Source organism: Streptomyces sp. ActVer, from assembly GCF_027270795.1.
GTDB lineage: Bacteria > Actinomycetota > Actinomycetes > Streptomycetales > Streptomycetaceae > Streptomyces > Streptomyces umbrinus_A.
The window spans coordinates 1-518 of record NZ_JAPWHT010001042.1; the positions used below are offsets into that span (position 1 = coordinate 1).

At 50.4% G+C, this 518-nt stretch carries 1 pseudogene; it reads right to left on the reverse strand.

The annotated features are described in order from the left end of the window. Positions 1 to 200: 200 nt before the first annotated feature. Positions 201 to 287, reverse strand: a pseudogene (locus O3Q52_RS54035) (IS1 family transposase); the annotation flags it as partial. Positions 288 to 518: the final 231 nt, after the last annotated feature.

Here is a 518-nt window from a genome sequence, read left to right on the forward strand (position 1 = left end):
CTCCGCCCCGTTCGTAAGCCATTTCCGCTCGCCGCAGTCGAACGACCGAGCGTAGCGAGTCAGTGAGCGAGGAAGCGGAATATATCCTGTATCACATATTCTGCTGACGCACCGGTGCAGCCTTTTTTCTCCTGCCACATGAAGCACTTCACTGACCCCCTCATCAGTGCCAACATAGTAAGCCAGTATACACTCCGCTAGCGCTGATGTCCGGCGGTGCTTTTGCCGTTACGCACCACGCCTTCAGTAGCGGAGCAGGAAGGACATCTGATGGAAATGGAAGCCACGCAAGCACCTTAAAATCACCATCATACACTAAATCAGTAAGTTGGCAGCATTACCAATCATCTGTTCTCCAATGACTGGTCTAAAAACTAGTACTAAGACTATCACTTATTTAAGTGATATTGGTTGTCTGGAGATTCAGGGGGCCAGTCTAGTGATCTTGACCCTCCATCTCCGAACAGCTTTTGTATCTTAAGTTAACGATGTCCGCTGCCGCCGGTATTCCCTCGGGG